The sequence below is a fragment of the Citrobacter freundii complex sp. CFNIH2 genome (assembly GCF_002880615.1).
In the GTDB taxonomy this organism is placed as follows: Bacteria; Pseudomonadota; Gammaproteobacteria; order Enterobacterales; family Enterobacteriaceae; genus Citrobacter_A; species Citrobacter_A amalonaticus_F.
Window position 1 is genome coordinate 4,429,109 of the sequence record NZ_CP025757.1, and the last position, 23,697, is coordinate 4,452,805.

Annotated in this window: 18 protein-coding genes and 1 pseudogene; 13 read left to right on the forward strand and 6 right to left on the reverse strand. The window is 54.4% G+C overall.

The genetic code is table 11. The annotated features are described in order from the left end of the window. Positions 1-179: 179 nt before the first annotated feature. Positions 180-1,163 (reverse strand): quinone oxidoreductase, encoded by a 984-nt coding sequence (locus WM46_RS21630; RefSeq protein ID WP_102603289.1) that lies wholly within the window; start codon positions 1,161-1,163, stop codon positions 180-182. Positions 1,164-1,227: 64 nt separating this feature from the next. Here WM46_RS21630 and dnaB point away from each other — a divergent pair, with 64 nt between their 5' ends. From dnaB to WM46_RS21655, 5 genes are all read left to right on the forward strand, one after another. Next, positions 1,228-2,643, forward strand: a complete 1,416-nt coding sequence (dnaB, locus tag WM46_RS21635; RefSeq protein WP_042321088.1) for a replicative DNA helicase — start codon at positions 1,228-1,230, stop codon at positions 2,641-2,643. Between the two features lie 95 nt (positions 2,644-2,738). Continuing rightward, the gene (gene alr / locus WM46_RS21640; protein ID WP_102603290.1) at positions 2,739-3,818 is read left to right on the forward strand and encodes an alanine racemase; all 1,080 of its coding nucleotides are present in this window, start codon (positions 2,739-2,741) and stop codon (positions 3,816-3,818) included. 182 nt (positions 3,819-4,000) lie between these two features. Next, positions 4,001-5,194 (forward strand): aromatic amino acid transaminase, encoded by a 1,194-nt coding sequence (gene tyrB / locus WM46_RS21645; RefSeq protein ID WP_102603291.1) that lies wholly within the window; start codon positions 4,001-4,003, stop codon positions 5,192-5,194. A gap of 198 nt (positions 5,195-5,392) precedes the next feature. Further along, a complete protein-coding gene (gene aphA, locus WM46_RS21650) occupies positions 5,393-6,106 on the forward strand; it encodes an acid phosphatase AphA (protein ID WP_102603292.1) in 714 nt (237 codons plus the stop codon). Positions 6,107-6,232: 126 nt separating this feature from the next. Beyond that, positions 6,233-6,583, forward strand: a complete 351-nt coding sequence (locus WM46_RS21655; protein ID WP_102603293.1) for an MmcQ/YjbR family DNA-binding protein — start codon at positions 6,233-6,235, stop codon at positions 6,581-6,583. 41 nt (positions 6,584-6,624) lie between these two features. On the opposite strand, the gene uvrA is transcribed toward WM46_RS21655, so the two are convergent. Further along, complete coding sequence (gene uvrA / locus WM46_RS21660) at positions 6,625-9,447, reverse strand: excinuclease ABC subunit UvrA (protein WP_061075571.1); 2,823 nt, start codon at positions 9,445-9,447, stop codon at positions 6,625-6,627. Positions 9,448-9,699: 252 nt separating this feature from the next. Here uvrA and ssb1 point away from each other — a divergent pair, with 252 nt between their 5' ends. Further along, positions 9,700-10,227 carry a single-stranded DNA-binding protein SSB1 gene (ssb1, locus tag WM46_RS21665; protein ID WP_046493925.1) on the forward strand — a complete coding sequence of 176 codons (528 nt, stop codon included), beginning with the start codon at positions 9,700-9,702 and terminating at the stop codon, positions 10,225-10,227. 250 nt (positions 10,228-10,477) lie between these two features. Then, positions 10,478-10,909, forward strand: coding sequence for a universal stress protein (locus tag WM46_RS21670; RefSeq protein WP_061075570.1), 432 nt, complete (start codon positions 10,478-10,480; stop codon positions 10,907-10,909). 65 nt (positions 10,910-10,974) lie between these two features. Here the strand turns inward: WM46_RS21670 and WM46_RS21675 are convergent, their stop codons facing one another. Next, entirely contained in the window at positions 10,975-13,683 is a 2,709-nt protein-coding gene (locus tag WM46_RS21675) for a cation-transporting P-type ATPase (protein ID WP_102603294.1), read from the reverse strand. A 560-nt stretch (positions 13,684-14,243) separates the two neighbouring features. Then, positions 14,244-14,525, reverse strand: coding sequence for a YjcB family protein (locus WM46_RS21680; RefSeq protein ID WP_042999048.1), 282 nt, complete (start codon positions 14,523-14,525; stop codon positions 14,244-14,246). 596 nt (positions 14,526-15,121) lie between these two features. Between WM46_RS21680 and WM46_RS21690 the strand changes: the two are divergent. Continuing rightward, positions 15,122-16,707, forward strand: a pseudogene (locus WM46_RS21690) (EAL domain-containing protein). Between the two features lie 2 nt (positions 16,708-16,709). On the opposite strand, the gene soxS reads toward WM46_RS21690, so the two are convergent. Then, positions 16,710-17,033: a superoxide response transcriptional regulator SoxS gene (gene soxS / locus WM46_RS21695; protein WP_042321117.1), complete on the reverse strand. Its 324-nt coding sequence runs from the start codon at positions 17,031-17,033 to the stop codon at positions 16,710-16,712. An 85-nt stretch (positions 17,034-17,118) separates the two neighbouring features. Between soxS and soxR the strand changes: the two genes are divergently transcribed. The 5 genes from soxR to WM46_RS21730 all read left to right on the forward strand — a co-directional run bounded on the left by soxR (position 17,119) and on the right by WM46_RS21730 (position 22,660). After that, complete coding sequence (gene soxR, locus WM46_RS21700) at positions 17,119-17,583, forward strand: redox-sensitive transcriptional activator SoxR (protein WP_042321119.1); 465 nt, start codon at positions 17,119-17,121, stop codon at positions 17,581-17,583. A 254-nt stretch (positions 17,584-17,837) separates the two neighbouring features. After that, on the forward strand, positions 17,838-18,506 hold the full coding sequence (locus WM46_RS21710) for a glutathione S-transferase family protein (protein ID WP_102603295.1): 669 nt from the start codon (positions 17,838-17,840) through the stop codon (positions 18,504-18,506). A 347-nt stretch (positions 18,507-18,853) separates the two neighbouring features. Beyond that, on the forward strand, positions 18,854-20,203 hold the full coding sequence (gene ghxP, locus WM46_RS21720) for a guanine/hypoxanthine transporter GhxP (protein ID WP_042321123.1): 1,350 nt from the start codon (positions 18,854-18,856) through the stop codon (positions 20,201-20,203). A 148-nt stretch (positions 20,204-20,351) separates the two neighbouring features. Beyond that, positions 20,352-21,998 carry a Na+/H+ antiporter gene (locus WM46_RS21725; RefSeq protein WP_061075566.1) on the forward strand — a complete coding sequence of 549 codons (1,647 nt, stop codon included), beginning with the start codon at positions 20,352-20,354 and terminating at the stop codon, positions 21,996-21,998. Between the two features lie 170 nt (positions 21,999-22,168). Beyond that, positions 22,169-22,660 carry an REP-associated tyrosine transposase gene (locus tag WM46_RS21730; protein WP_102603296.1) on the forward strand — a complete coding sequence of 164 codons (492 nt, stop codon included), beginning with the start codon at positions 22,169-22,171 and terminating at the stop codon, positions 22,658-22,660. A gap of 39 nt (positions 22,661-22,699) precedes the next feature. Here WM46_RS21730 and WM46_RS21735 read toward each other — a convergent pair whose 3' ends face one another. Further along, positions 22,700-23,602 (reverse strand): LysR family transcriptional regulator, encoded by a 903-nt coding sequence (locus tag WM46_RS21735; protein ID WP_061075565.1) that lies wholly within the window; start codon positions 23,600-23,602, stop codon positions 22,700-22,702. Positions 23,603-23,697: the final 95 nt, after the last annotated feature.

Genomic DNA, 23,697 nt, shown 5'->3' on the forward strand with positions numbered 1-23,697 from the left:
AGATGTGAGGGATGCGTCACAACCTGTGATTTTGGCGTCAGAACCAAATAGGAATTGACTACCAAATCTGTCAGTATTGCGCGACTAACAGATTCATCGAGCTGTACCCTACATACAGCCGAACTAAAAAAGAAAGGGCTTCCCAATGGGAAGCCCAATTTCTTTCAGGAGCCTGGCAATTAAGGAATCAGCAAACTGGAACCCTGCGTCGCCCGACTCTCCAGCACTTCATGCGCGCGCCGTGCCTCTGTCAGCGGATATTTCTGACTGTCAGCCACATCCACTTTGATCACGCCGCTGGCAATCAGCGAAAACAGTTCGTTGCTGGCTTCGGTCAACTCTTCGGCGTTGGTGATGTAGCCCTGCAGAGAAGGGCGCGTGGCGTACAGTGAACCTTTCTGATTCAGAATTCCCAGGTTCACGCCGGTCACCGGGCCTGACGCGTTGCCAAAACTGACCATCAGCCCCCGACGTTGCAGACAGTCCAGTGAGGCTTCCCAGGTATCCTTACCGACCGAGTCATACACCACGCGGACTTTTTTGCCGCCGGTTACCTCTTTAACCCGCTCGGCAATGTTCTCTTCGCGATAGTTAATCACCTGCCATGCACCGGCATCCAGCGCTCGCTGCGCCTTTTGCGCGCTGCCGACGGTGCCAATCAGTTTCGCGCCCAGCGCTTTCGCCCACTGACAGGCAATCAGCCCTACGCCGCCAGCGGCTGCATGGAACAGGAACGGTTCGTCAGGCTTGATTTCGTAAGTTTTGCGCAGCAGATAAAAAACGGTCAGTCCCTTAAGGAAAGAGGCGGCAGCCTGCTCATAAGAGATGGCGTCAGGCAGGATAGCGGCTTTATCGGCGGGTACGTTGTGGACCGAACTGTAGGCGCCGAGTGCGGACTGCGCATACACCACGCGATCGCCCACGCGAATATGGCTGACGCCGCTACCCACTTTGCTGACAACGCCAGCAGCTTCGGTCCCTAAACCGCTGGGCAGTGCGGGAGGCGGATAGAGCCCACTGCGGATATAGGTATCAATAAAGTTAATGCCGATCGCTTTGTTTTCGACCTGGATTTCGTTCGCCGCCGGATCGGCGGGGGTAAAGTCCACGGCCTGAAGCACGTCAGGGCCACCATGCTTGTGAAATTCAATTCGTGTTGCCATGATTTCTCCAGTATCATCGGAAGATTAGCTTCAACTCACTTTTATCTCGGTAACTCCATTCACTATGGCAGGAAATAAACCCTTCAACAAACAACAGACTGATGTCCGTGACCGCGACCCACAGGTTGCCGGACTGAAAGTACCGCCGCACTCGATTGAAGCGGAACAGTCGGTGTTGGGCGGTTTAATGCTGGATAACGAGCGCTGGGACGATGTCGCCGAGCGCGTGGTAGCGGAAGATTTTTATACCCGTCCACATCGTCACATCTTCACGGAAATGGGGCGGTTGCAGGAAACCGGCAGTCCGATAGACCTGATTACGCTCGCGGAATCGCTGGAGCGACAAGGGCAACTGGACAGCGTCGGCGGTTTTGCGTATCTGGCTGAACTCTCCAAAAATACGCCAAGTGCGGCGAACATCAGCGCGTATGCGGACATCGTGCGCGAACGTGCGGTGGTGCGCGACATGATTGCCGTCGCCCATGAAATTGCCGATGCGGGTTTTGATCCGCAGGGGCGTACCAGTGAAGATCTGCTCGATCTCGCCGAGTCCCGCGTCTTTAAAATCGCGGAAAGCCGCGCCAATAAAGATGAAGGCCCGAAAAACATTGCCGATGTGCTCGACGCCACCGTTGCGCGTATCGAACAACTGTTCCAGCAACCGCACGACGGGGTGACGGGTGTTAACACCGGCTATGACGATCTCAACAAAAAGACCGCGGGCCTGCAGCCATCGGATCTGATCATCGTCGCGGCGCGCCCGTCGATGGGTAAAACCACATTTGCGATGAACCTCGTCGAAAATGCGGCGATGTTGCAGGATAAACCAGTTCTTATCTTCAGTCTTGAGATGCCCTCTGAACAGATTATGATGCGTTCTCTGGCCTCGCTGTCCCGCGTGGATCAGACCCGTATTCGTACCGGGCAACTGGACGATGAGGACTGGGCGCGGATTTCCGGCACGATGGGCATTCTGCTGGAAAAACGTAACATCTATATTGATGACTCCTCCGGTCTGACGCCAACGGAAGTGCGTTCCCGTGCGCGCCGTATCGCTCGCGAACATGGCGGTATCGGTCTGATTATGATCGACTACCTGCAACTGATGCGCGTGCCGTCGCTGTCCGACAACCGTACGCTGGAGATTGCTGAAATTTCCCGTTCGCTGAAAGCGCTGGCAAAAGAACTGCATGTGCCGGTCGTGGCGCTGTCGCAGCTTAACCGCTCGCTGGAACAACGTGCTGATAAGCGTCCGGTCAACTCCGACCTGCGTGAATCCGGCTCGATCGAACAGGATGCCGACTTGATCATGTTTATCTACCGTGACGAGGTTTATCACGAGAACAGCGACCTGAAAGGGATTGCGGAAATCATCATTGGTAAGCAGCGTAACGGCCCCATCGGGACGGTGCGACTGACCTTTAACGGACAATGGTCGCGCTTCGATAATTATGCGGGACCGCAGTACGACGACGAGTAAATTCTCGTCATCCTTTGTGCCACAGCGGCGTTGGTCGCCTTGCTGTGATGCAAATGATTGAGAAGATTATTTCTTTATTAAGGCAAGGAATGACAATGCAAGCGGCAACTGTAGTTATTAACCGCCGCGCTCTGCGACACAACCTGCAACGTCTGCGTGAACTGGCACCTGCCAGTAAGCTGGTTGCGGTCGTGAAAGCGAACGCTTACGGACACGGTCTGTTAGAGACCGCGCGAACGCTCCCCGATGCTGACGCTTTTGGTGTGGCGCGTCTCGAAGAAGCTTTGCGTCTGCGAGCAGGGGGGATCACGCAGCCCATCCTGCTGCTGGAAGGCTTTTTTGAGGCATCCGATCTGCCCACCATTTCCGCACAACACCTGCATACGGCTGTCCATAACCAGGAACAACTGGCCGCGCTGGAAGCCGCCGAACTGGATGAACCGGTGACCGTGTGGATGAAACTCGACACCGGCATGCATCGTCTGGGCGTGCTTCCTGAAGAAGCGGACGCCTTCTGGCAGCGGTTGACGCAATGTAAAAATGTGCGCCAGCCGGTCAATATCGTCAGCCATTTCGCCCGTGCGGACGAACCGGAATGTGGTGCGACCGAACGGCAGCTTGATGTGTTCAATACCTTTTGTGAAGGCAAAGCGGGTCAACGCTCGATTGCCGCCTCCGGCGGGATTTTACTCTGGCCGCAGTCGCATTTTGACTGGGTTCGCCCGGGCATTATTCTCTACGGCGTATCGCCGCTGGAAAACCAGTCCACAGGGGCCGATTTCGGCTGCCAGCCGGTCATGTCGCTGACCTCCAGCCTGATTGCCGTGCGCGAGCATAAAGCGGGCGAGCCGGTTGGCTATGGCGAAACGTGGATCAGCGAACGTGATACGCGTCTTGGCGTCGTGGCGATGGGCTATGGCGATGGTTATCCGCGCGCTGCGCCATCCGGTACGCCGGTGTTGGTGAACGGTCGCGAAGTGCCGATTGTGGGCCGCGTAGCGATGGACATGATTTGCGTTGATCTCGGGCCGCAGGCGACAGACCTGGCCGGTGACCCGGTGATTTTATGGGGGGAGGGACTCCCGGTTGAACGCATTGCGGCAATGACTAAAGTCAGTGCTTACGAACTGATTACCCGCCTGACTTCACGGGTAGCAATGAAGTACGTCGATTAAGCGGGCGTGTGGAGTGCCGGATGGCGGCGTAAACGCCTTATCCGGCCTACGGTCAGCGCGAATTTCAATAATGTAGGCCGGATAAGCGCTGTCCGGCAATATTCCCACCAGGCGCTCGATCTTCCTCTCCATCCGGTTTATTGTGTCTTAACACCCTGCCTGTAAACCTGGAGAACCATCGCGTGTTTCAAAAAGTTGACGCCTACGCTGGCGACCCGATTCTGTCGCTCATGGAGCGGTTCAAAGAAGATCCGCGTAGTGACAAAGTGAATCTGAGTATCGGTCTGTATTACAACGAAGACGGGATCATCCCGCAGTTGAAAGCTGTGGCGGAAGCCGAAGCGCGTCTTAACGCGCAGCCGCACGGCGCCTCGCTGTATCTGCCGATGGAAGGGTTGAATACCTATCGTCATACCATCGCGCCATTGCTGTTTGGGGCTGATCATCCGGTTCTCCAGCAGCAGCGTGTGGCGACGATTCAGACATTGGGCGGCTCTGGCGCGCTGAAAGTGGGGGCCGATTTCCTCAAGCGTTATTTCCCGGATTCCGGCGTGTGGGTCAGCGACCCGACGTGGGAAAACCATATCGCGATTTTTGAAGGGGCTGGATTTACCGTCAGCACCTATCCCTGGTACGACAATGCCACCAACGGCGTGCGCTTCAACGATCTGCTGGCGACCCTGAAAACGCTGCCTGCGCGCAGTATCGTCCTGCTGCATCCTTGCTGCCACAACCCAACCGGTGCGGACTTAACGCATGCGCAGTGGGATGCGGTTATCGAGATCCTGAAAGCGGGTGAGCTGATTCCGTTCCTCGACATTGCTTATCAGGGCTTTGGTGCCGGTATGGACGATGATGCCTATGCTATTCGCGCGATTGCCAGCGCCGGACTGCCTGCCCTGGTCAGCAACTCGTTCTCGAAAATTTTCTCTCTGTACGGCGAACGCGTCGGTGGGCTTTCTGTCGTCTGTGAAGATGCTTCCACCGCAGGCCGCGTACTGGGGCAACTGAAGGCGACCGTACGCCGTAACTACTCCAGTCCGCCGAACTTTGGGGCGCAGGTGGTCGCGACGGTGCTCGGCGATGACGCGCTGAAAGCCAGTTGGCTGGCGGAAGTGGAGGCGATGCGAACCCGTATTCTGGCCATGCGCCAGGAGCTGGTGAATGTGCTAACCGCTACGATTCCGGGCCGTAATTTCGACTATCTGCTGCAACAGCGCGGCATGTTCAGCTACACCGGACTGAGCGCGGCTCAGGTCGATCGCCTGCGCGAGGAGTTTGGCGTCTATCTGATCGCCAGCGGGCGTATGTGCGTGGCCGGTCTGAACGTGGCGAATGTGCAGCGCGTAGCGAAGGCCTTTGCTGCGGTCATGTAATCGGTAAGCCGGATAAGGCGATATGCCGCCTTATCCGGTCTGTTCATGAGTGCTCCCATGCTTATGTGATCCTGCTCCTTTTCCGGGACAAAACCGCAGAAAATCCTTCCTTTCACCTGTCGCCAGGGTTATGGTCAGAGAGTTTTTTGAACAATCGGTCTAATAAAATGATAACTAAATGACTTAACAGGGAAAAATATGCGAAGGCTCACACTGGCGCTGAGCGCCATCTGCTTGTTATTCACCTTAAACCATTCCGCCAGCGCGCTGGCCTCTTCTCCTTCTCCGCTGAATCCAGGCACTAACGTTGCGAAACTCGCGGAACAAGCCCCCATTCACTGGGTTTCCGTGGCGCAGATCGAAAACACACTGACCGGTCGTCCGCCTATGGCCGTCGGTTTTGACATTGATGACACCGTGCTGTTTTCCAGTCCTGGTTTCTGGCGTGGCAAGAAAACCTGGTCACCGGACAGCGAGGCGTATCTGAAGAACCCGGCATTCTGGGAGAAAATGAACAACGGCTGGGATGAGTTCAGTATTCCAAAAGAGGTCGCGCGTCAGTTGATTGACATGCACGTCCGTCGTGGCGACAGCCTCTTTTTTATCACCGGCCGTTCGCCGACCAAAACCGAAACCGTATCGAAAACGCTGGCCGATAACTTCCACATTCCGGCGGCAAATATGAATCCGGTGATTTTTGCCGGAGATAAGCCTGGTCAGAACACCAAAACGCAGTGGTTGCAGGATAAAAATATCCGCATGTTCTATGGCGACTCGGATAACGACATTACCGCCGCGCGTGATGCGGGTATTCGTGGGATCCGTATTCTGCGCGCTTCAAACTCGACCTACAAACCGTTGCCGCAGGCTGGCGGGTATGGTGAAGAGGTGATCGTAAACTCGGAGTATTAACCGGCGGGTGGGCATCTGCTGTTTTTTTAAACAAAATTGATCTGCCAGCTTTTACCTTTTGCTGTCTTGCTGCACACTGAATAGATGACATTTCAGTGGAGCATCACGCTTGCAAGGGGAATTACGATGACCAATTCGGAGTTACTGCAATACTGCATGGCGAAAATCGGCGCGGAGCAGAGTGTGCACAATGACTGGAAAGCCACACAAATCAAAGTTGAAGATGTGCTCTTTGCCATGGTGAAAGAGGTGGAAGATCGCCCGGCGGTATCTCTGAAAACCAGCCCTGAACTGGCGGAATTGTTACGCCAGCAGCATAGCGATGTGCGTCCGAGCCGACATCTCAATAAGGCACACTGGAGCACCGTCTACCTCGACGGTTCGTTGCCGGATTCACAAATCTATTATCTGGTGGATGCGTCGTACCAACAGGCGGTCAATACACTACCGGAAGAGAAACGCAAACAGTTGCAATGAACAACGCCGTTCACATCTTCACATGAACGGCGTTTTGCGTTTTACAGCATCGGTTTGAGGAAGCGAGCAGTATGTGATGCTTCACATTCCGCCACGGTCTCAGGCGTACCGGAGACGAGGATTTCCCCACCGCCGCTACCGCCTTCTGGGCCCAGATCGACGATCCAGTCCGCTGTTTTGATGACGTCCAGGTTGTGCTCAATTACCACGATAGTGTTGCCCTGATCGCGCAATTGATGGAGTACGTCCAGTAACTGCTGGATATCGGCAAAGTGCAGGCCGGTGGTCGGTTCATCCAGAATATAGAGTGTCTGACCGGTACCGCGTTTCGACAGCTCACGCGCCAGCTTCACACGCTGGGCTTCACCGCCGGAAAGCGTCGTCGCCGACTGGCCGAGACGAATGTAGGTCAGACCGACGTCCATCAGGGTTTGCAGCTTACGTGCCAGCGCCGGGACAGCATCAAAGAATTCACGCGCTTCTTCGATAGTCATATCCAGCACTTCATGGATGGTTTTGCCCTTGTACTTAATTTCCAGCGTTTCGCGGTTATAACGCTTGCCTTTACACTGGTCGCACGGCACGTAAATATCCGGCAGGAAGTGCATTTCGACTTTAATTACGCCATCGCCCTGACAGGCTTCGCAACGCCCGCCGCGAACGTTAAAGCTAAAACGCCCCGGCGTATAACCGCGCGAGCGCGATTCCGGCACCCCGGCAAACAGTTCACGCACCGGCGTAAACACCCCGGTGTAGGTCGCCGGGTTAGAACGCGGCGTCCGCCCAATCGGGCTCTGGTCGATGTCGATAACCTTGTCGAAATGCTCCAGGCCTTGCACGTCGCGATACGGCGCCGGTTCGGCGATCGTCGCGCCGTTCAACTGGCGTTGAGCAATCGGGAACAACGTATCGTTGATCAACGTCGATTTACCGGAACCCGACACGCCGGTGACGCAGGTAAACAGTCCTACCGGCAGCGTCAACGTCACATCTTTCAGGTTATTGCCGCGCGCACCGGTCAGTTTCAGCACTTTTTCCGGATTTGCAGGCACGCGCTGTTTCGGCACTTCAATCTTGCGTTTGCCGCTCATGTACTGGCCGGTCAGGGACTCCGGCACCGCCATAATCGCTTCCAGCGGACCTTCAGCAACCACTTCGCCGCCGTGGACGCCGGCACCCGGACCGATATCAATCACGTGGTCGGCGGCGCGAATCGCATCTTCATCGTGCTCCACCACAATCACGGTATTGCCGAGATTCCGCAGGTGGATAAGCGTCCCCAGCAGACGTTCATTATCGCGCTGGTGAAGGCCGATGGACGGCTCATCCAGCACGTACATCACGCCGACCAGACCGGCGCCAATCTGGCTTGCCAGACGAATACGCTGGGCTTCGCCCCCAGAGAGCGTTTCTGCGGAGCGGGACAGCGTCAGATAGTTGAGGCCAACGTTGACCAGGAACTTGAGGCGATCGCCAATCTCTTTAAGGATTTTCTCTGCAATCTTCGCCCGCTGACCGGCGAGTTTGAGATTGTTGAAGAAGTCCATCGCATGGCCGATGCTCATGTCGGAGATGGTCGGCAGCGGCGTATTCTCAACGAAGACGTGGCGCGCTTCACGCTTAAGACGGGTTCCTTCACAGCTGGCGCACGGGCGGTTGCTGATGAACTTGGCTAACTCTTCACGTACCGCGCTGGATTCCGTCTCTTTATAGCGGCGTTCCATGTTGTGCAGTACGCCTTCAAACGGATGGCGACGCACGGAGGTGTCGCCACGATCGTTCATGTATTTGAATTCGATATTCTCTTTACCAGAACCGTACAGCACCACTTTGTGCACGTTCGCGTTCAGGCTGGCCCACGGGGCTTCAACATCGAACTTATAGTGCTCCGCCAGCGATTTCAGCATCTGAAAGTAATAGAAGTTTCGACGGTCCCAGCCACGAATGGCCCCGCCCGCCAGCGACAGCTCAGGGTTCTGGATCACGCGATCGGGGTCGAAATATTGCTGTACGCCGAGCCCGTCGCAGGTCGGGCAGGCGCCCGCCGGGTTGTTAAAGGAGAACAGACGCGGTTCCAGTTCGCGCATGCTGTAACCGCAGATTGGACAGGCGAAGTTGGCGGAAAAGAGCAGTTCTTCTGCTTTTTCGTCGTCCATATCGGCAACCACCGCCGTCCCGCCGGAAAGCTCCAGCGCAGTCTCAAACGATTCCGCCAGACGAGTGCTCAGATCGTCACGCACTTTGAAACGATCGATCACCACCTCGATGGTGTGTTTCTTCTGCAGTTCCAGCTTTGGCGGATCGGAGAGGTCGCAGACTTCGCCATCAATACGGGCGCGGATATAACCCTGGCTTGCCAGGTTTTCCAGCGTTTTGGTGTGCTCGCCCTTACGCTCTTTAATCACCGGCGCCAGCAGCATCAGGCGTTTGCCTTCCGGCTGCGACAGGACGTTATCCACCATCTGGCTTACGGTCTGCGCCGCCAGCGGAACATCGTGATCCGGGCAGCGCGGTTCGCCAACGCGGGCAAACAGCAGACGCAGGTAGTCGTGGATTTCGGTAATGGTGCCGACCGTGGAGCGCGGGTTATGGGACGTCGATTTCTGTTCAATTGAGATGGCGGGAGACAGCCCCTCAATATGATCGACATCCGGCTTTTCCATTAGCGACAGAAACTGACGCGCATAGGCAGAAAGGGATTCAACGTAACGACGCTGCCCTTCGGCATACAAGGTGTCGAAAGCGAGCGAGGATTTGCCTGACCCCGAAAGCCCGGTCACGACAATCAGTTTGTCGCGGGGGATGACGAGGTTGATGTTTTTGAGATTATGGGTGCGGGCGCCCCGAACTTCGATCTTATCCATTCACCTTTCCCGGATTAAACGCTTTTTTGCCCGGCGCAGCAGGGTGCCACCGGCGATCACAAACGGTTAATTATGACACAATAAAACCTGAATGGATATACAGTATTGGAATGCAAAACGCAGAGTCTTATGTAACAATGTCCGGCTGAGGTTGTTTCGCGGAATACGCGTCGCAACGTAGTAAAATCGCTATTGGTAATGCTACAATCGCGCGTTTACACTTATTAAGAAACGTTTTCAGGAGACTCGATCATGGCCAGCAGAGGCGTAAATAAGGTTATTCTCGTGGGTAATCTGGGCCAGGACCCGGAAGTACGCTACATGCCGAATGGTGGCGCAGTCGCCAACATCACGCTGGCTACTTCCGAATCCTGGCGTGACAAGCAGACCGGCGAGATGAAAGAGCAGACGGAATGGCACCGTGTTGTGCTGTTCGGCAAACTGGCGGAAGTGGCCAGCGAATATCTGCGTAAAGGTTCTCAGGTCTACATTGAAGGTCAGTTGCGTACCCGCAAATGGACCGATCAGTCCGGCGTTGAGAAATACACCACGGAAGTGGTGGTGAACGTTGGCGGCACCATGCAGATGCTGGGCGGCCGTCAGGGTGGCGGCGCACCGGCAGGCGGTCAGCAGCAGCAGGGCAGCTGGGGTCAGCCTCAGCAGCCACAGGGCGGTAACCAGTTCAGCGGCGGTGCGCAGTCTCGCCCGCAGCAGCAGTCAGCACCGGCAGCGCCGTCTAATGAACCGCCGATGGATTTCGACGACGATATCCCGTTCTGATCCTCGTTAATTGCCCACTGATTTATTCAGTTAAAGAGCCCCGTAAATACGGGGCTTTTTTGTCAGTTTTTCTCACGCTAAGTAAATAAATCTGCAGAGTTATCAGGAAGATAAATTAACTGCGTGTGATCAAGTCATGACGACGATTATCGGTTATCCTGCGTTCGCAACTTTCACCCATTAAGACTGAACCTTGCCGGGCTTTTCAGGGAAACACGATCAGCCTGTCAGCGAACATAAGGAAATTAGTATGAACAAAGCCATTTTAATGCCGGTTGATATTCTGGCGATGGACCTTTCTGACAAAGCGATTGCCTGGGCCGATCACATGCTCAATAAAGAAGAGGGTGTGCTACATCTGTTGCATGTTTTCCCTAAGCTGCACACGTCGCCAATTCGTGGTTTTGCTTCGGATATCAAAAAATACGAAGAGTACATGACCAACGATGCGCAGGAGAAAATGCTCGCGCTGGCGAGAAAATTCAAAACGCCGCTGGAGAGGATCCGCTTTGAAGTCCGACACGGCAATATTCGCGATGAGGTGAATGACGCGGCAGCGGCGCATCATGCTGAAATGATTATTATCGGCTCACGCAAACCGGGGATTGCCACCCATCTGCTGGGCTCGGCAGCCGCTAATATTTTGCGTTACGCAAAGGTGCCGGTAATGGTTGTTCGTTAATCCGTCATCGTAGACGAAAAAGGCCTCCCGTTTTGGGAGGCCTTTTTATTGCCGGATACCGCCGGTTATTTCCGGCGGAATTTGCGGGTAAGGGGCTTCTCAATCTCAACAATGAAGAACAGCGCGATGCCGATGGCAAAGGTAATTCCCCAGTAGCGCAGCGGCAGGGCTTCAGTACCAAACAACATCTGCAAGAACGGCACGTAGATAATCGCCAATTGCAGCAGCAACAGAATACCGCTGACCAGCCAGATGCCTTTATTCATCAGCAGACCGCGACCCAGCGAGAAGCCGTCGGAAACGCGGCAGTTAAGCATGTACACCCACTGCGCCGTCACCAGCGTTTGCAACAGGACCGTGCGGATGAATTCCGGGCTGTGACCGCGCGGCTGTAGCCAGGCTTCCAGCATAAAGGCACAGGCGGCAATGAGCGTACCGACAAAACCTACACGCCAGATAGCAAAGCCATCCATCACGTTCTCATTACTCTGACGCGGTGGGCGGCGCATGATGTTGCGCTCTCCGGCTTCAAACGCCAGACCGAATGACAGCGTGGCGGAGGTCGCCATGTTCATCCACAGGATCAGCACTGGCGTCAGCGGGATCAGATTGCCCGCCAGCAGCGCGACGATGATCAGCAGTCCCTGTGCCAGGTTAGTGGGCATGATAAACAGAATGGTTTTCTTCAGGTTGTCGTAGACGCGACGCCCTTCTTGTACCGCGCTGGCGATGGTCGCGAAGTTATCATCCGTCAGCACCATGTCGGCGGCTTCTTTCGTCACTTCGGTGCCTTTAATGCCCATCGCGATCCCTACGTCGGCCTGCTTCAGCGCTGGTGCATCATTAACGCCATCCCCGGTCATGCCGACGATCTCGCCTTTATCTTGCAGGGCCTTCACCAGACGCAGCTTATGCTCCGGGCTGGTACGAGCAAAGATATCGTAGGTGACGGCAGCTTCGGCGAGTTCTGTTTCATCCATCTGCTCGAGTTCATAGCCCGTCACCGCATGTGTGCTGTTATGGATACCCAACATGCCACCAATGCTCATGGCGGTTTGCGGGTGATCGCCGGTGATCATTTTGACGCGGATCCCGGCCTGCTGACAGGCGCCGATCGCCGCAATGGCTTCTGGGCGCGGCGGATCCATCATCCCGGCGATACCGAGGAAAATGAGCCCCTCGTTCAGGCAGTCATGGGTTAGCGCATTGGCATCGGCATGTGCGGGTTTCCAGGCGGCGGCCACCATCCTCAGGCCTTCTTTGGCATAACGGGCGATTTCGGCCTCCCAGTGCGGCTGGGTAAAGGCTTCCGTGCCGTTCGCGGTTTGCTGTAACCGGCAGAGTTTAAACAGCACATCCGGCGCCCCGGTCACCAGCACGCGCTCGTCGTTGCCGATGCGATAATGCGTCGCCATATATTTGTACTGTGAATCGAAGGGGATTTTACTGCGCAGTTCGCTCTCAACGGCTGGCAGCATAGCTTTCGCGGCCAGTACTTTCAGCGCCCCTTCGGTTGGTCCGCCGGTAATTCCCCAGTGGCCCTGTTCATCGCGAATCAACTGGCTGTCGTTGCACAGATCAATCGTGCGCAGATAGCTTTCGAGCAGGCTACCAGGCGCAATCTCTGCCAGCGCGTCGTTTTCCTCGACGTGGATCTCGCCCGTGGGCTCATAGCTGTTGCCCTGCACGCGATAATTTTTATCCGCCGTGATGATGGCTTTAACCGTCATCTCGTTCATGGTCAGCGTGCCGGTTTTATCGGAACAGATCACCGACATGGCGCCCAGCGTTTCAACGGTAGGCAGTTTGCGGATGATCGCGCGTTTGCGGGCCATGGTCTGTACGCCCAGCGACAGGATAATCGAGATAATCGCCGGTAAACCTTCCGGAACCGCCGCAACAGCCAGGCTGATTAACGAAAGCAGTAATTCGCCCATCGGCATATCGCGCAGCAGCAGGCTGAAGATAAACAGCCCGACCATCATGGCAAGAATGAGGGAGAAAATCGCTTTGCCGAGCTTATCCATCTGCACCAGCAGCGGCGTGCGGTGCTTCTCGATTTCGGTCATCATCTGGTTGATATGACCCAGTTCCGTCGCTTCTCCGGTGGCGATCACCACGCCAAGTCCAGCCCCGGCGCTAATGGTGGTGCCAGAGAACAGCAGGTTTTTGCGATCGCCCAGCGGCAGTTCGCCAGTCAGGGCCTCTGCCGTTTTGTCCACAACGGTGGATTCACCGGTCAGGATGGCCTCTTCAACCCGCAGATTATGGGCCTCCATGACGCGAAGATCGGCGGGAATACGGTCACCCGCGCGCAGTACCACGATATCGCCGACGACCAGATCGGTAGTCGCGACCGTCTCATGTTGCCCGTTACGGACTACGACGGCGGATGCGGAGAGCATATTGCGGATGCTTTTCAGCGATTTTTCCGCGTTGTTTTCCTGAATATGGCCAATCAGGGCGTTGATCACCGCGACGCCGAGGATGACGGCTGTATCCACCCAGTGCCCCATGACGGCGGTGAGGGCCGCTGCGGCGATCAGGACATAGATCAGAACATCGTGAAAATGGGCCAGAAAGCGTAGCCAGGCGGGTTTGCCCGCTTTTTCCGGTAGTGCGTTCAGGCCATCCCTGGCGAGACGTGCGCTGGCTTCATTGTGAGTCAGCCCGGAAGGTTGGCTCTGCTGATTTTTCAGAACCTCTTCAACAGTCAGCTGGTACGGCTTTTTTCCAGCGCATGGCGCAGAATGGAGACGATTGCTGTTCGGCATTCTGGTCAAAGTAAATTTCCTCAAAGAATAAAATTTTAATATTTTGAAACACACGCATACTATTTGAATAATGCCTTTAGATGTTTGATATTAATCAATGGTGTTTCGGTAAATATTATTTTATCTTTGAGTGAAGGTGATATTTTCCCTTGTTTTTTATGAGGGTAAATGGAAGTGTAAATTTAGGAAAGGAGGTGTTTATGTTTGGAATATATAATGCTAAGAAGTTGATTTTATTGATTATGTTTGCAATTGTTGTTGCGGCAATTAGCGGTATTTCAACCTATTTCTTTGTAAAATATCTGAGGTGAGAATAATAAAAATAGTCTTCCTTACATAACTTTTAAATCCTGAACAATAATGACATTAGGGATATCAGAGACAACGGAAGAATATATTATAAAGCGCGGTCTGCTGAATAAATGGACCGCGCCAGATAAGCGAATCATCGATGCAGGTTTGCTGAAATCGAAGAGAGGGGGCGAGTGTGTCTGCAACAGACAGAGACGGGATTTTCTGGAAACAATAAAAAAGCCTCCGTCAGGGAGGCTCGGGGGAAATCAGGTCAATACCATCGGCCATTCCGGCGGCGTCTGGCTCATCACTTCGACCATCACGGATTCAATGTTGTTCCAGATGGCGGAGAGATCCATCAGGGTGATGCCGAGTAATCCCGTCGCAAACCAGCAGGCGGCGACAACCCCGAGTCCACTGCTGATCACAGCCAGACCAATGTAATCTGAGCGACGAAAACGAATATTCAATGTGCTGGCTAAAAACATGAGCACAGCGCTCAGCAGTTGCCAGCGGAGAAGAACCACGCCAGTGGTCAGGGTAGCCATGAAAGTTTTCCTCTGAGAATAGCAGGTGCCCTGGACAGCGCGGCGTTTTCACGGGAGGCGTGGCGCACTTTGGCTATCGACAGGCATTCACATCAACACTGAATGAAACGTTGTTTTTGTTTCATAATATTTGTGAACTATATCACGGTTAAGCGGTCGTTCGCCAGCCTGTCGGCCTCTTTTTTGCCTGTTTTATAACCATGATAAAAGCGTGGTTATGGATTCAACAATCAACACGCTTTCATCGTGGCGCAACCGGAGAGCGCGACGTAATAAAGAGGTATTGGTTTTACCTTTTCTGTATTGTCAAAAAATAAGCAGATGGAGAAATTTAACTTAATTTCATTTTGCGAATGAGCCAACAAAACTTTCATAAAACACGGCTCCTTTCGGAGAATGGATTACCCTTAATAAAATTAATCGTCACTGCGGGTTTGCTTTACGGTCGAATATTATCACCATCCTGCAATATCAGACTTTTGCTAATAAAAGTCTGTTGCTAATATTGATAGATTCATGCAACGTAACCACCTGTGTAATTTAGCATCCTGTCTTGATGATAACAGGCATATGAAATGCAGGGATATAGGGCTGAAATGAATCATCGGGTGCGACGCAATGTGCTGAAGTTCCTCGGGATAATCATGGTGGTTTTGCTCCCCGTGATGCTGGCGCTATGGTTTGCCCACCTGCAAGCGACTTCCCAAACCAGTAAGCAACTGAGCATCTTTGCTCATCTGGCTTTAGATAAAACTGAACTGGTCGTTTTACAGGCAGACTTAGCCCGTGATGCCGCTGAACAGTATCAGGGACAAGCGTGTACGCCAGCGCATCAACAACGAATGTTGAATATTATCCGTGGGCGCCTGTATATCAACGAGTTAATTTATGCGCAAGGCGATCGTTTTTTATGCTCTACGGTAATGGCACCGTCAGCGCCCTATATTATGCCGACGGCAGACTATAAACGAAAACCCAATATCTCCATTTATTACTTTCGCGATACGCCTTTTTTCACCGGTTATAAAATGACGTATATGCAACGCGGAAACTATGTTGCCGTGATCAATCCATTGTCATATAGCGAAGTGATGTCTGAAGACCCCGAGCTGGCCTGGGGGGTCTATGACACGGTAACCAACACCTTTTTCTCCCTCAGCGAACAGGCCTGGGCGGCTCAACTGTTGCCACTGGTCCAGCGTAATCAATCTGTCTTCCAGCAGGACGACCATTTTTATACCGTCGTTCACTCGGCTAAACGCCCCATTGCTGTGATTGTGTCGACCTCGATGCAGCGGTTTTATCAGAATCTGTATCAGCAGTTGTTGATTACGCTTCCGCTGGCGGTTATCAGCAGTATATTGCTGTTAATGTTCTGGTCGCGGGCGCGTCGGCAATACTACTCGCCACGGCGCATGCTCCAGCGCGCGCTTAAACAGCGCCAGCTCTGCCTGCACTATCAGCCGATCATTGATATTAAAAATGAGAAATGCGTGGGGCGGAAGCGCTGCTGCGCTGGCCGGGATGTAAAGAGCAGGTGATGAGTCCGGCGGAGTTTATCCCGCTGGCGGAAAAAGAGGGGATGATCGCGCAGATTACCGACTACGTGGTGGAAGAAGTGTTCCGTGATATGGGGACGTTTCTGGCTGCAAACCCGCAGTTGTATATCTCTATCAACCTTTCCGCGTCGGATTTCCACTCTTCACGACTGATTGCCATGATTGCGGATAAAGCGCGCGAACATGGCGTGCTTGCGCAACAAATTAAAGTCGAAGTGACCGAACGGGGATTTATCGATGTGCCGAAAACTACGCCGGTGATCCAGGCATTTCGTCAGGCAGGCTATGAAGTGGCGATTGATGATTTCGGCACCGGCTACTCTAACCTGCACAACCTCTATTCACTGAACGTTGATATTCTTAAGATCGACAAGTCCTTTATCGATACGCTGACCACCAACAGCACCAGCCATCTGATTGCGGAACATATCATTGAGATGGCGCAAAGCCTGCGTCTGAAAACCATCGCGGAAGGCGTGGAGACGGCGGATCAGGTGAGCTGGCTGCTTAAACGCGGGGTGCAGTACTGCCAGGGGTGGCACTTCGCGAAGGCGCTGCCGCCGCAGGACTTCATTCACTGGTTACAACAACCGCCCGCACTCCTGATGCAGCGCGGACAGTAATACTACAGGCGGTGGCGGTAGTCGCTGGGGGTACGATCAAATTCCCGGCGAAACACGCGGGAAAATGTCTGTTGCGACACATAGCCTAAATCCATCGCAATATCGAATATCGGTCGTTCGGTGTTGCGTAGTTCGACGGCGGCCAACAGCAGTCGGCGCTGACGGATATAGTCGCCCAACGTCTGGCGCATCACCGTGCGGAACATCCTCTGTAAATACCACTTTGAATAACCTGATTTTTTTGCGACCACATCAATGTTCAGCGGTTGGTCGATATGTTCATCAATCCATTCAATAAGGGTTTGAATAATTTGCTGATGGGACATATTGCTGCCTCCTTCTCAGTGTCCGATTCGTCTTTTGTCTGCGGGCGAGTATAATTCCTCAAGTTAACTTGAGGTAAAGCGATTTATGGAAAAGAAATTACCCCGTATAAAAGCGATGCTCACGCCGGGCGAAGTGGCAAAGCGCAGCGGCGTGGCGGTTTCCGCGCTGCATTTCTATGAAAGCAAGGGGCTTATCAGCAGTATCCGTAACAGCGGCAATCAGCGCAGATACCGGCGTGATGTGCTGCGTTATGTCGCGATCATCAAAATTGCTCAGCGGATCGGCATCCCGCTGGCGACCATCAGCGAAGCGCTGGGCGTGCTGCCGGAAGGGCATACCCTCAGCGCTAAAGAGTGGAAGCAACTCTCCTCGCAATGGCGCGAAGAGCTGGACCGCCGCATTCATACGCTGGTGGCGCTGCGTGATGAGCTGGACGGTTGCATTGGCTGTGGCTGCTTATCGCGCAAAGACTGTCCGTTGCGTAACCCCGGAGACCGGCTGGGCGAAGAGGGCACGGGGGCACGTTTGCTGGAGGATGAGCAAAACTAAAGCGCCGCAAGGGCGCTTTAGTTTGTTTTCCGGTCTTTGTCTTTCTCTCTATCCCGCTGGTTCACGGGAGGGTTTCCCCCGACGTCAACACCCCTCATTCGAGCACGTGGTGGAGGTTCCGGTCTGTGTTGATACTGTAAGTGTAAGCCGCATCATCCCGTTTGCCAGTGAATCTGGCGACTTTTTAGGCGAATTTTTTTCGCCATCTCCCATAATTTACTAGAGTGAGTAAGAGGAAATGACGGGAGAACATCATGTTGACGGTGCATCATTTAAACCAGTCCCGCTCACAGCGCGTTCTCTGGGCGCTGGAGGAGCTATCGCTGCCTTACCAGATTGTGCGTTACCAGCGTGAAAAGAGCATGCTTGCCCCGCCGGCACTGAAGAAAATCCATCCGCTGGGTAAATCCCCGGTCGTGGAAGATAACGGTGTGATCATCGCGGAATCGGGGGCGATTCTCGACTATTTGCAGGATACCTATGACAGCGAAGGGAAGTTCAAACCGGCTGATGCGGAATCCACGCGCCAGTATCGCTTCTGGCTGCATTACGCCGAGGGTTCGCTGATGCCGTTGCTGTTAATGAAGCTGGTTTTCGTCAGTCTGGGGAAACCGCCGATGCCTTTTGGTTTGCGCACGCTGGGCGGTGCGCTGGGGCAGGGCGTACAAAAAGCGTATCTCAATCCGCAACTGGAAACCCACGCGCGCTTTATCGACGCGCACCTCGCTGAGCGCCCGTGGTTTGCCGGCGACCATCTCAGCATGGCGGATATCCAGATGAGTTTTCCTCTGTTTGCGCTACTGGCGCGCGGCGGTATTGCCGATCTTCCTCATATCAGCGCGTGGAAAAAACGCGTGGAAATGCGTCCTGCCTGGCAACGTGCCATCCAGCAGGGAGGCCCTTTTGACATTCCCGGTGGTTGATGGCGGTTTTTTCACCGTCTTGCCTCCTGTATTTGCGACGCAATCCGGCAAAATTTGTTGCCGGATTGCGCATTGACGATAACGTTTGCGCATCAGTTGGCGATTTCTTCAGCGTTAGCGCAAGAAATGAGTAAAAAGCGGCAAAGTTCAGTTGATAATCCCCGTATGATCGCTGGATAATCGTTTGCTTTTTTTTACTACCCGTTTTTTTATGCGCGGAGCTAAACGTTTGCTTTTTGCGACACCCCTCTTTGTCGCGATCAGAGCACAGGGAGTTGACGTTGCGCTGGCAGTGGATTGTCCACCACGCATAAGAACGAATAATAAACTCTCAGGGGATGTTTTCTATGTCTACGCCTTCAGCGCGTACCGGCGGTTCGCTCGACGCCTGGTTTAAAATTTCACAACGTGGAAGCACTGTCCGTCAGGAAGTGGTGGCAGGTTTAACAACGTTTCTGGCGATGGTGTACTCCGTTATCGTCGTGCCTGGTATGCTGGGCAAAGCCGGATTCCCGCCAGCGGCGGTGTTCGTCGCGACCTGTCTGGTGGCCGGTCTGGGATCTATCGTCATGGGGCTGTGGGCCAACCTGCCGCTGGCGATTGGTTGCGCCATCTCTCTGACCGCCTTCACCGCGTTCAGTCTGGTACTGGGCCAGCAGATTAGCGTTCCGGTCGCACTGGGTGCGGTATTCCTGATGGGTGTCCTGTTTACCATTATCTCCGCCACCGGGATCCGTAGCTGGATCCTGCGCAATTTACCGCAGGGCATCGCGCACGGTACCGGCATCGGTATCGGCCTGTTTTTACTGCTGATCGCGGCGAATGGTGTGGGTCTGGTTATCAAGAACCCGCTGGACGGTCTGCCGGTGGCGCTTGGTCACTTCGCTACCTTCCCGGTGATTATGTCGCTGGTTGGTCTGGCGGTAATTATCGGTCTGGAGAAACTGAAAGTGCCGGGTGGCATTCTGCTGACTATTATCGGCATTTCTGTCGTGGGTCTGATTTTCGATCCGGCGGTGAAATTCTCCGGCATTTTCGCCATGCCATCGCTGAGTGATGAAACTGGTAAATCGCTGATTGGTAGCCTGGATATCATGGGCGCGCTGAACCCGGTTGTTCTGCCAAGCGTTCTGGCGCTGGTAATGACCGCTGTGTTTGATGCCACCGGCACCATCCGTGCTGTGGCGGGTCAGGCGAATCTGCTGGATAAAGACGGGCAGATTATTGACGGCGGTAAAGCGCTGACCACGGACTCCCTGAGCAGCGTGTTCTCAGGTCTGGTGGGTGCAGCGCCAGCAGCGGTCTACATTGAATCGGCAGCCGGTACGGCAGCAGGCGGTAAAACCGGCCTGACCGCCATCACCGTCGGCGTGCTGTTCCTGCTGATCCTGTTCCTTTCCCCGCTCTCTTACCTCGTTCCGGTGTATGCAACGGCGCCTGCGCTGATGTACGTCGGTCTGCTGATGCTGAGCAACGTGGCGAAAATTGATTTCGCTGACTTTGTCGATGCGATGGCGGGTCTGGTGACGGCGGTATTCATTGTACTGACCTGTAACATCGTGACCGGCATCATGATTGGTTTTGCCACGCTGGTGATTGGCCGCGTGGTCTCTGGTGAATGGCGTAAGCTGAACATCGGTACCGTGGTGATTGCCGTGGCGCTGGTGGCGTTCTATGCCGGCGGCTGGGCCATCTGATTCCGAAAGGGATTCCGAAAACGGGTGGCTTTTGCCACCCGTTTTTATTTTCAGCACACACTCGTTGTCTTTTGCGATACTCTGAGAAAGGTAAAATCGAGGCACGACGCCTCTCAAACACATAAGAAACATCGCAAACAGGGAACGCATGGAAATCTTCTTCACAATACTCATCATGACCCTTGTGGTCTCGCTGTCCGGGGTATTTACGCGCGTATTGCCCTTCCAGCTCCCCTTACCCCTCATGCAGATTGCTATCGGCGCGCTGTTAGCGTGGCCCACGTTTGGTCTGCACGTAGAATTTGACCCCGAACTGTTTTTGGTTCTGTTTATCCCGCCGCTGCTGTTTGCTGATGGCTGGAAGACGCCGACGCGAGAATTTCTTGAACATGGGCGAGAGATTTTCGGTCTGGCGCTGGCGCTGGTGCTGGTCACCGTGGTCGGGATTGGTTTTCTGATTTACTGGCTGGTGCCGGGCATTCCGTTGATCCCGGCCTTTGCGCTCGCCGCCGTGCTGTCGCCAACCGATGCGGTTGCGCTTTCCGGTATTGTCGGTGAAGGGCGGATCCCGAAGAAGATTATGGGCATCCTGCAAGGCGAGGCGCTGATGAATGACGCCTCCGGTCTGGTATCACTGAAATTTGCCGTTGCTGTGGCGATGGGCACGATGGTGTTTACCGTCGGCGGCGCGACGGTGGAATTCTTTAAGGTGGCGATCGGCGGTATCCTCGCGGGCTTTGTGGTTAGTTGGCTGTACGGTCGCTCGCTGCGCTTTCTCAGCCGCTGGGGCGGCGATGAGCCGGCGACGCAAATCGTCCTGCTGTTCCTGCTGCCGTTCGCATCGTACCTGATCGCAGAACATATCGGCGTCTCCGGGATCCTCGCGGCGGTCGCCGCCGGGATGACCATCACCCGCTCCGGGGTGATGCGCCGTGCGCCGCTGGCGATGCGTCTGCGCGCCAACAGCACCTGGGCGATGCTTGAGTTTGTGTTTAACGGCATGGTCTTTTTGCTGTTGGGCCTGCAACTGCCGGGGATTCTCGAGTCGTCGCTGGTGGCGGCGGAGGCCGATCCGAACGTGGAAATCTGGATGCTGTTTACCGATATCATTCTGATTTATGTGGCGCTGATGCTGGTGCGTTTCGGCTGGCTGTGGACGATGAAAAACTTCAGCATGCGTTTCCTGAAAAAGAAACCGATGGAGTTTGGCTCCTGGACGACACGGGAAATTTTAATCGCCTCCTTTGCGGGCGTTCGCGGGGCTATCACCCTGGCGGGTGTCCTGTCTATCCCGCTGCTGCTGCCAGATGGCAACGTCTTCCCGGCGCGCTATGAACTGGTCTTCCTGGCCGCTGGCGTGATTCTGTTCTCGCTGTTTGTCGGTGTGGTGATGCTACCGATTCTGCTGCAACATCTGGAAGTGGCCGATCATTCTCAGCAACTGAAAGAGGAACGGATTGCCCGCGCGGCGACGGCGGAAGTGGCGATTGTCGCGATCCAGAAAATGGAAGAGCGTCTGGCGGCGGATGCCGAAGAGAACATCGATAACCAGCTTCTGACCGAAGTGAGTTCCCGCGTCATCGGTAACCTGCGGCGTCGTGCCGACGGGCGTAACGATGTTGAGAGTTCGCTCCAGGAAGAGAATCTGGAACGCCGCTTCCGCCTCGCGGCGCTGCGTTCAGAGCGGGCGGAACTGTATCACCTGCGCGCCACGCGTGAAATCAGCAATGAAACGCTGCAAAAACTGCTGCACGATCTCGACTTACTGGAAGCGTTACTGATCGAAAATCAGTAACACCGTCATGTTGCCCGGTGGCGCTTCGCTTACCGGGCCTACAGGTTGTAGGCCGGATAAGGCATTTGCCGCCATCCGGCAACTCAGTTTGCGAGCCGTATTCCTGAATGAGTTTGTTACTCTTGCCAGCTCTCTCACCCCCTCCTATTTTTGCGAAAAAAGGAGGGGATATGTCTGATTATCGGCGTAACTACATTAACGGTGGAACATGGTTTTTTACCGTTAACCTGCGTAATCGCAGAAGTCATCTTTTAACAACACAAATTACGGTGCTCAGAGAGGCTATTTGGATGGCTAAAAGGAACAAACCATTTCAAATCAACGCCTGGGTCGTTCTGCCAGAGCATATGCACTGTATCTGGACTTTGCCTGACAACGAGTATGATTTTTCAGCACGTTGGCGGGCCATTAAAAAGACTTTTTCAAAGTCACTCGGTTTACAGCAGGTCTGGCAGCCCCGTTTCTGGGAACACACCATTCGGGAGCAGAAGGATTACCGACGACATGTTGATTATATTTATATCAATCCCATTAAGCATGGATGGGTAACGCAGGTAAAAGACTGGCCGTATTCAACGTTTCATCGCGATGTGCGGCGAGGTTTATACCCGCAAGATTGGGCAGGTGACATCACATCGTTACAGGCTGGTGAACGGGGGTAGGCCGGATAAGGCGTTAGCCGCCATCCGGCATTGCGATGCTTACCGGGCAACTGAGGGCACTTGCTCCGCCCAAAAACCTTCGCAGCACGATAACCACGCTTTGGCGCTGTGTGAGAGATACACCCCTTCGCGCCAAATCATCCCCAACTGCCAGCGCAACTCGCTTTCCAGTGGGATCCAGCGCAGCGTATTTTTGTCCAGTCGTTCGCAAATGGGCTCTGGCAGAATGGCAATCCCCACGCCTGCCTGCACCATCGCCGCGAGAAAATCCCACTGTCCGCTGCGGACCGCGATACGCGGCTTTACGTCATGCTCGTTGAACAGTCGCATTAACTGGCGGCTCAGGGCGAAATCTTCGTTGTAGATTAACAGCGGATGCTCGGCCAGTGCTTCTGGCGACACTGACTGACAGGTGGTCCACTGGCCGGAGCGCGGCACCAGCACACAAAGGGGGTGGCTGAATACCGGTAACGTCGCCAGACCACTTTCTTCTTCCACGGGTAGCGCGGTCATTGCGACATCCAGTTCACCATTCATCACCGCCTGCTGCACCGTCAGCCCGCCAAACTCGGAAACCTTAAGCTCTACGCCGGGGTAACGCTGGCGAAACAGGCCGATCGGTCCGGCCATCAGCATGCCGACCATCGGCGGGATGCCAAGGCGCAGCAGCCCTTTATTAAGATGGTTGATGTCGCCCAGTTCGGCTTCCAGTTGACGAAACTCGGCCAGAATCGCCAGTCCTCGCTCAAACACCACGCGACCGGTATCGGTGAGCAACAGCTTGCGGCCGTCGCGGATCAGCAGCGTACAGTTCAGTTCATCTTCCAGGTTTTTCAACATCTTACTGATGGTCGGTTGGGTGACAAAGAGTTTCTCCGCTGCGCGGGTGAAGCTCTGTTGGCGCACCACTTCAACAAAATAACGCAGCGTTCTGATATCCATGAGTATTCCTTCCGACTATGCCTGTAATGATTTTAATTCATTTCAGTCATCGGCGGGGTCTCTCTATACTGGCGTTCCGTATTATTTTTCAGGAT

Excerpts from the sequence above, each read along its gene's own strand:
- aphA (WP_102603292.1), top strand. The coding sequence starts at position 5,393 with ATGCGAAGGCTCACACTGGCGCTGAGCGCCATCTGCTTGTTATTCACC.
- WM46_RS21680 (WP_042999048.1), bottom strand. The coding sequence starts at position 14,525 with ATGGCTACCCTGACCACTGGCGTGGTTCTTCTCCGCTGGCAACTGCTG.
- WM46_RS21630 (WP_102603289.1), bottom strand. The coding sequence starts at position 1,163 with ATGGCAACACGAATTGAATTTCACAAGCATGGTGGCCCTGACGTGCTT.
- WM46_RS21675 (WP_102603294.1), bottom strand. The coding sequence starts at position 13,683 with ATGCCGAACAGCAATCGTCTCCATTCTGCGCCATGCGCTGGAAAAAAG.
- dnaB (WP_042321088.1), top strand. The coding sequence starts at position 1,228 with ATGGCAGGAAATAAACCCTTCAACAAACAACAGACTGATGTCCGTGAC.
- ghxP (WP_042321123.1), top strand. The coding sequence starts at position 18,854 with ATGTCTACGCCTTCAGCGCGTACCGGCGGTTCGCTCGACGCCTGGTTT.
- soxR (WP_042321119.1), top strand. The coding sequence starts at position 17,119 with ATGGAAAAGAAATTACCCCGTATAAAAGCGATGCTCACGCCGGGCGAA.
- alr (WP_102603290.1), top strand. The coding sequence starts at position 2,739 with ATGCAAGCGGCAACTGTAGTTATTAACCGCCGCGCTCTGCGACACAAC.
- WM46_RS21655 (WP_102603293.1), top strand. The coding sequence starts at position 6,233 with ATGACCAATTCGGAGTTACTGCAATACTGCATGGCGAAAATCGGCGCG.
- WM46_RS21725 (WP_061075566.1), top strand. The coding sequence starts at position 20,352 with ATGGAAATCTTCTTCACAATACTCATCATGACCCTTGTGGTCTCGCTG.
- ssb1 (WP_046493925.1), top strand. The coding sequence starts at position 9,700 with ATGGCCAGCAGAGGCGTAAATAAGGTTATTCTCGTGGGTAATCTGGGC.
- uvrA (WP_061075571.1), bottom strand. The coding sequence starts at position 9,447 with ATGGATAAGATCGAAGTTCGGGGCGCCCGCACCCATAATCTCAAAAAC.
- WM46_RS21710 (WP_102603295.1), top strand. The coding sequence starts at position 17,838 with ATGTTGACGGTGCATCATTTAAACCAGTCCCGCTCACAGCGCGTTCTC.
- WM46_RS21735 (WP_061075565.1), bottom strand. The coding sequence starts at position 23,602 with ATGGATATCAGAACGCTGCGTTATTTTGTTGAAGTGGTGCGCCAACAG.
- soxS (WP_042321117.1), bottom strand. The coding sequence starts at position 17,033 with ATGTCCCATCAGCAAATTATTCAAACCCTTATTGAATGGATTGATGAA.
- WM46_RS21670 (WP_061075570.1), top strand. The coding sequence starts at position 10,478 with ATGAACAAAGCCATTTTAATGCCGGTTGATATTCTGGCGATGGACCTT.
- WM46_RS21730 (WP_102603296.1), top strand. The coding sequence starts at position 22,169 with ATGTCTGATTATCGGCGTAACTACATTAACGGTGGAACATGGTTTTTT.